The organism is Meridianimarinicoccus marinus (assembly GCF_040689105.1).
In the GTDB taxonomy this organism is placed as follows: domain Bacteria; phylum Pseudomonadota; class Alphaproteobacteria; order Rhodobacterales; family Rhodobacteraceae; genus Meridianimarinicoccus; species Meridianimarinicoccus marinus.
Genome location: NZ_JBFBVU010000004.1, coordinates 25,520 through 31,882, shown reverse-complemented (window position 1 = coordinate 31,882; position 6,363 = coordinate 25,520). Strand labels below are relative to the sequence as shown.

Here is a 6,363-nt window from a genome sequence, read left to right as displayed (position 1 = left end):
CTGGCGGGCGCTTGACCCACGCCACGGCGGCGCCCAAGATGATCCGGCATAGCCCGGAGGATCTCATGACGGAAACCGACGCAGGCGCGGTCAAGGAGAAGACCACGCCGAAGATGCGGTGGAACGACGACAAGATGGAAAGCAGTTTTGCCAATGTCGTCAACGTTCAAAGCACCCGGGAACAGGTCGACCTGTTCTTCGGGGTCAATCAGACATGGAACCTGCGCGAGGATCCGACGGTGCAGGTCGACCTGCTGCACCGGATCATGCTGTCGCCGCTGGCGGCGAAACGGCTCAGCCTGATGCTCAATTCGGTGCTGCGGGAGCATGAAGCCCGCCACGGCACGCTCGACCTGGACCGATAGGGCGGACGCGGGCCAATGGAAAGCCGGGGGCTGGAACCCGAAACCAGGGAACTGCAAAGCCCCGCGGATGTCGCGTTTCTGGAACCCGCCTTCTGGCAGAAGCTGACCCAGTCGGACGACCTGACCGAAGCGGTCTCGGCCTGGCTGGCGTTGCAGTGTCAGCAGATTTCGGGCGCAATGGGCGGCGGCGTCTTCCTGGGAGAGGCGGACCGACTGTCGCCGGTCACCTTCTGGCCGGGCGAACAGGCGCGCACCGCCACGATGGAGCGTGCCCTGCGCACCGTGGTGGAGCGCGAGGCCGGTGTTGCCGTCGGGCAGGACACCAAGGTCGTCGGCTATCCGCTGATGATGGATGGCAGCCTGCATGGCGCCGTCCTGGTCGATATCGGCGCGGCGGGCGAAGCGGGGATCAAGCTCAGCCTGCGGCAGTTGCAATGGGGACTGGGCTGGCTGCGCGACCAATTGCGCGAGGCGCAGCTGGCAGAACGCGATATGGCCCTGGCCACCGCCCGCACCGCACTGTCGCTGCAGGCCACGGCCCTTGTCGCCGATGGCTTCCAGTCGGCCTGCCGGGGGGTGGCCTCGGAAATGGCGGACAAGCTGGGGGCCGAACGGGTCAGCATCGGTGTCCGCAAGCTGGGCCGCACCCGCGTGGTGGCAATCTCGCACAGCGCGGCTTTCGGCAAGAAGATGAGCCTTGTGGGCCAACTGGCCGCTGCCATGGATGAAGCCCTCGATCAGCGCGCGGCCATCCTGCAGCCGCCCGAAGGCGACCACCGGCAGTTGGCACGGCGGGCGCAGGAGGCGCTGTCGCGCGCGGCGGGCGGGGTCAGCGTTCTGACGGTGCCGCTTCTGGCCGAGGACCGGCTGTTCGGCGCCATGGTGCTGGAGCGCGCGGCGGACCGCCCGTTCTCGCAGGAGGATCTGGATCTCGTCGACGGGGCGGCGGCCCTTGTGGGCCCGGTGCTGGACACGCGGCGGCGCGAGGATCGCTGGCTGATGTCCAAGGCCGCCGATGTGGCCATGGCGCATCTGGGGCGGCTGTTCGGGCCGGTGCATCTGAAGCGCAAGCTGGCGGTGCTGGGGCTGCTCGGCCTGTGCGCCTTCTTCTGGTTCACCAACGCGCCCGACAACATCCCGGCCGAAGCACGTCTGGAAGGCTCGGTTCAGCGGGCACTGGTGGCGCAATTCGACGGCTACATCCGCGAAGCCCCCTACAGCGCCGGCGACCTGGTCGAGGAGGGCGCGCTGATGCTGGCTTTCGACGACCGTGAACTGGTGCTGGAGCGGTTGCGCTGGACCACCGAGAAACAGCGCCAGACCCTGGAATACGAACGTGCGCTGGCGGAACGCGATCGCGCCGCGGCGCAGGTGGCGCGCACCAAGATCGCGCAGTATGACGCCCAGATTGCCCTGACCGATGAAAGCCTTGCGCGGACCCGGCTGTTCGCGCCATTCGCCGGTCTCGTGGTCTCGGGCGACCTGTCGCAGCGCATTGGCGCCTCCGCCAGCCGGGGCGAGATCCTGTTCGAGATCGCGCCCGAGGGCGACTACCGGCTGGTTCTGGAGGTGGACGAGCGGCGCATCGACGAGGTCGCGCTGGGACAGACCGGCACCCTTGTGCTGACCTCGCTGCCCGAGGCGGATTTCGGTTTCGAGGTCACCAAGATCACTCCGATCGCCAGTGCCGTGGACGGGCGCAACGTGTTCCGGGTCGATGCGCGTCTGACATCGCCCGCCGACGGGCTGCGCCCCGGCATGGAAGGCGTGGCCAAGATCGCCCTGGGAGAGCGCCGCCTGATCGGCATATGGACCCAGCCCATGGTGGACTGGGCGCGGCTGACGCTGTGGCGCTGGGCGCCGGGGTTGTAGCGGAATGGCCAAGACCTTCCTGAGTGCCCATTGGTACCGCGTGGCTGACCTGGCGCCACGCCTGAAGGCCCAGGCCGAAATGCACCGGCAACGGTTTCGCGGCCAGACCTGGCACATCCTGCAGGATCACCAGAGCGGCAAATTCTTCCGGGTTTCGCCCGCCGCCAACCTGATGATCTGCCTGATGGACGGGCGCCGCTCCATGCAGGATCTCTGGCTGAACGCCTGCGAGCGCTTTCCCGACAATCCGCCAACCCAGGACGAAGCCATCCGGCTGCTGTCGCAACTGCATCAGGCCGACCTGCTTCTGACCGGAACCGCGCCCGATTTTGTCGAGATCGAGCGCCGCGCGGTCAAGCAGGAGACCCGCGCCCTGCTGCAACGCATCCGCAACCCGCTGGCGTTGCGTTTCCCGCTGCTGGACCCGGACCGCCTGCTGACCACGCTGCTGCCGCTGGTGCGCTGGCTGTTCTCCCCGTTCGGTGCGCTGCTTTGGCTGGCGCTGGTGGGCACCGGCGCAACGCTGGCGGTGATGAATTTCGACCTGCTGGCGGCCAATGTGGCCGACCGGGTGCTGGCCACCGAGAACCTGCTGCTGCTGGCGCTGGTCTATCCGGCGGTCAAGGCGTTGCACGAACTGGGGCACGGGTTCGCCACCAAGGCCGCGGGCGGCGAGGTGCACGAGATGGGGATCATGTTCCTTGTCCTGATGCCGATCCCCTATGTGGACGCCAGCGCCGCCTCGGCCTTTGCGACCAAGTGGCACCGGGCGCTGGTCGGGGCCGCCGGGATCTTCGTTGAACTGGCGCTGGCCTCGGCGGCGATGATCTTCTGGATCTATGCGGAACCGGGGCTGGCCCGCGCCATCGCTTTCAACGTGATGCTGATCGGCGGCGTGTCGACTCTGCTGTTCAACGGCAACCCGTTGCTGCGCTTTGACGGCTACTATGTGCTGGCCGACCTGGTCGAGATCCCCAACCTGGGCCAGCGGTCCAACCGGTATTTCACCTATCTGATCCAGACCCGCCTGTTCAACATGGAGGAGGTGGAAAGCCCGGTCACCGCCCCGGGAGAGCGCGGCTGGTTCCTGTTCTATGCCATCGCGTCTTTCTTCTACCGCGTCGGGATTTCCGTCTCGATCGCCCTGTTCATCGCGCAGAAGTTCTTCTTCGTGGGGGTGCTGCTGGCGATCTGGGCGCTGTCGAACATGTTCGTCTTCCCGCTGGTCAAGGGGTTGTGGTTCGTGCTGACCAACCGTGCCCTGCATCGCCAGCGCAAGCGCGCGATTGCCATCACCGCAGGCGTTGTTCTGGCGGTGCTGGCGGGCGTTCTGACCGTGCCGCTGCCTTATGCCACCATGGCCGAAGGTGTGGCGCTGCCGCCGCAGGGGGCGGTGGTGCGTACCGGCACCGAAGGCTTCGTGCTGTCGGTGCCCGAGGTGGCCGGAAGCACGAGAGTCGAGACCGGCACCGTCCTGACCCGTCTGGCCGAGCCGTCGCTCCAGGCGCGGATCGCCGTGCTGCGGGCGCAGGAGGAGGAAATCGTGCTTCGGCTGGCCTCGGCGGTGGTGATCGACCGGGTTCAGGCCGGGGCGCTGCGTGCCCAGCTGTCCCAGATCCGCGAGGTTCTGGCCAGCGAAACCCGCCGCGCCGGGGATCTTGTGGTCGTGGCGCCGGGGCCGGGCCTGTTCCTGACCCGGATCGACGGCAACTACGTGGGCCGCCTGGCGCCGAAAGGAGCCGATCTGGGCTATCTGCTGGGCACAGAGCGTCTGGTGGTGCGCACCGTCGTGCCGCAGACGCGTGTGGAGCTGGTGCGCCAGCGCAACCAGGGCATCGCCCTGCGCTATGCCGGCACCCCGGAAACCGTGTATCGCGCCGTCGTGGTGCGTGGCCTGTCGGAAAGCCGCGAACTGCCCGCGCGCGCGCTGTCGCCGGATGGCGGCGGCACGCTGGCCGTCGATCCCACCGATCCTGAGGGCAAGCGCCTGCTGATCCCGGCGTTCCAGATGGATCTGGTGGCCGAGGGCGAAGCGGTGCCGCCCCGCGTCGGAGAGCGGGTCTGGGTCCGCTTCGATCACGGTAGCGAACCCATCGCCCCGCGTCTTTACCGGGCCGTGCGCCAGTTGTTCCTGAGCCAGTTCAGTGTCTGACCTGACCGCCGCCCCGCCGCTGCGCCTGCCGCAGCCCGAGGTCTATCCCGAAAAGACCACCCGTCATCACACGGCGCTGGATCACTGGCTGCGCTGGCGGTTGTCGAAGCTGCAGGCCGGGGGCTGCCGCTGGCGGGCGCATCGCTTTCGCGATGTGGTGGCCCGTACCCGCAACGCGGCCCCACCGAAGGGGCTGAGCGACGATGAGTTGCGCGCCCGCGCCGCCGCCCTGTCCGACCGCCTGCGGGCCGGATCCTGGCCGCCGCGCAAATCCGATCAGGCCGCGGCCTTCGCGCTGGTGCGGGAAGCCGCTGGACGCCTGTTCGGCACGCCGCATTACGACGTTCAGGTGCAGGGCGCCGCCGCCATGGTGGCCGGGATGGTGGCCGAGATGGCGACCGGCGAAGGCAAGACCCTGACCGCGACGCTGGCGGCGGTGACCGCCGGTCTGGCAGGGATCCCGGTGCATGTGATCACCGCGAACGATTACCTCGCGGCCCGCGATGCCGAGGAAATGGAACCGATCTATGCCTTCTTCGGATTGCGGACCGGGGTCGTGGTGCATGGGGTGGAGCCGCCCACCCGCCGCGCCGCCTATCGCAGCGACATCACCTATTGCTGCAACAAGGAAGCGGCCTTCGACTATCTGCGCGACCGGCTGGTGCTGCGCGAACGCGGCGACAACATCCATCTGCGGGCCGAGGGCCTGTATGGGGTCACCCCCCGGCGCGGGTCCCTGACCCAGGCAGGGCTTCCCTTTGCCATCGTCGACGAGGCTGACAGCGTGCTGATCGACGAGGCCCGCATCCCCCTGATCATCTCGCGCACGGTACCGGCGACCGGGGACGCCGCCGCCGATTACACCCGCGCGCTGGACCTGGCCCGCGCCATGACCGAGGGGACGCACTACCGGCTGTACCGTGCCGAAGGGGTGGCCGAGATCACCGAGCAGGGGCGCGAGATACTGGCCGGCGACGCTGACGGCGTCGAGGGTCCGTGGCGGGTGCCGCTGATCCGCGAGGAACTGGTGCGCAAGGCGCTGACCGCGCTGCACGTCATGCGCCGGGGCGAGGGCTATGTGCTGCGCGAGGGCAAGGTGCAGATCGTCGATGAATACACCGGACGCCTGATGCCCGACCGCTCCTGGTCCGAGGGGCTGCACCAGATGGTCGAACTGAAGGAAGGGGTCGAACTGACGGCGGGCCGCGACACGCTGGCCCGGATGACCTATCAGCGCTATTTCGGGCGCTACCGCTGGATCGCCGGCATGACCGGCACCGCGCGCCCGGTCGCAACCGAATTGCTGGCCTCCTACGGGCTGCGGGTGGCGACGATCCCGACCAACCGGCCCCCCCGGCGCACCGTGGTGCCCGCGCGCGTGTTCCCGACAGCCGCCGAGAAATGGCAGGCGGTCGCCGATCGTGTCGCCGCCATTCACGACCGGGGCGCGCCGGTGCTGATCGGCACGCGCTCGGTCGAGGCGTCTCTGGCGGCGTCGGATGTGCTGACGGTCCGTGGGGTGGCCCATGTGGTGCTGAACGCCGATCAGGACGAGGAGGAAGCCGCCATCGTCGCCGCCGCGGGGCAGGTCGGCGCGGTCACCGTGGCCACCAACATGGCCGGACGCGGCACCGACATCAAGCTGGGCCCCGGCGCAGAAGATCTGGGAGGTCTGCACGTCATCGCCACCGAGCGTCACGACAGCGCCCGGATCGATCGCCAGCTTGCCGGGCGCGCGGCCCGGCAGGGTCAACCGGGGCGGGTTGAAACCTTCCTGTCACTGGAAGACGATCTTCTGGCCGAACTGAAAATGGTGCCGCAGCGCACATTGGCGGCTTTGGGGGCGGGCGACCAGCTGTTCAGCTACGCCCAGCGGCGGGCCGAGCGGCGCCACCAATCCATGCGGCGCGAGTTGCTGCGCATTGACACGGCTCTGGGCGATATGCTCGCCTTCGCCGGGAAGCAGGAATGACA

At 68.5% G+C, this 6,363-nt stretch carries 4 protein-coding genes; all 4 read left to right on the top strand.

What is annotated here, in order from left to right; genetic code table 11:
- Positions 1–65: 65 nt before the first annotated feature.
- From AB0T83_RS05020 to AB0T83_RS05005, 4 genes are read left to right on the top strand one after another with little or no spacing between them, the layout of a single operon-like run.
- Positions 66–365 carry a DUF3467 domain-containing protein gene (locus AB0T83_RS05020; RefSeq protein WP_366191957.1) on the top strand — a complete coding sequence of 100 codons (300 nt, stop codon included), beginning with the start codon at positions 66–68 and terminating at the stop codon, positions 363–365.
- Between the two features lie 15 nt (positions 366–380).
- A complete protein-coding gene (locus AB0T83_RS05015) occupies positions 381–2,237 on the top strand; it encodes a GAF domain-containing protein (protein WP_366191956.1) in 1,857 nt (618 codons plus the stop codon).
- 4 nt (positions 2,238–2,241) lie between these two features.
- Positions 2,242–4,389, top strand: a complete 2,148-nt coding sequence (locus tag AB0T83_RS05010) for a peptidase M50 (RefSeq protein ID WP_366191955.1) — start codon at positions 2,242–2,244, stop codon at positions 4,387–4,389.
- Complete coding sequence (locus tag AB0T83_RS05005; RefSeq protein WP_366191954.1) at positions 4,382–6,361, top strand: preprotein translocase subunit SecA; 1,980 nt, start codon at positions 4,382–4,384, stop codon at positions 6,359–6,361. Before AB0T83_RS05010 ends, AB0T83_RS05005 begins: the two co-directional genes overlap by 8 nt.
- Positions 6,362–6,363: the final 2 nt, after the last annotated feature.

Excerpts from the sequence above, each read along its gene's own strand:
- AB0T83_RS05020 (WP_366191957.1), top strand. The coding sequence starts at position 66 with ATGACGGAAACCGACGCAGGCGCGGTCAAGGAGAAGACCACGCCGAAG.
- AB0T83_RS05015 (WP_366191956.1), top strand. The coding sequence starts at position 381 with ATGGAAAGCCGGGGGCTGGAACCCGAAACCAGGGAACTGCAAAGCCCC.
- AB0T83_RS05010 (WP_366191955.1), top strand. The coding sequence starts at position 2,242 with ATGGCCAAGACCTTCCTGAGTGCCCATTGGTACCGCGTGGCTGACCTG.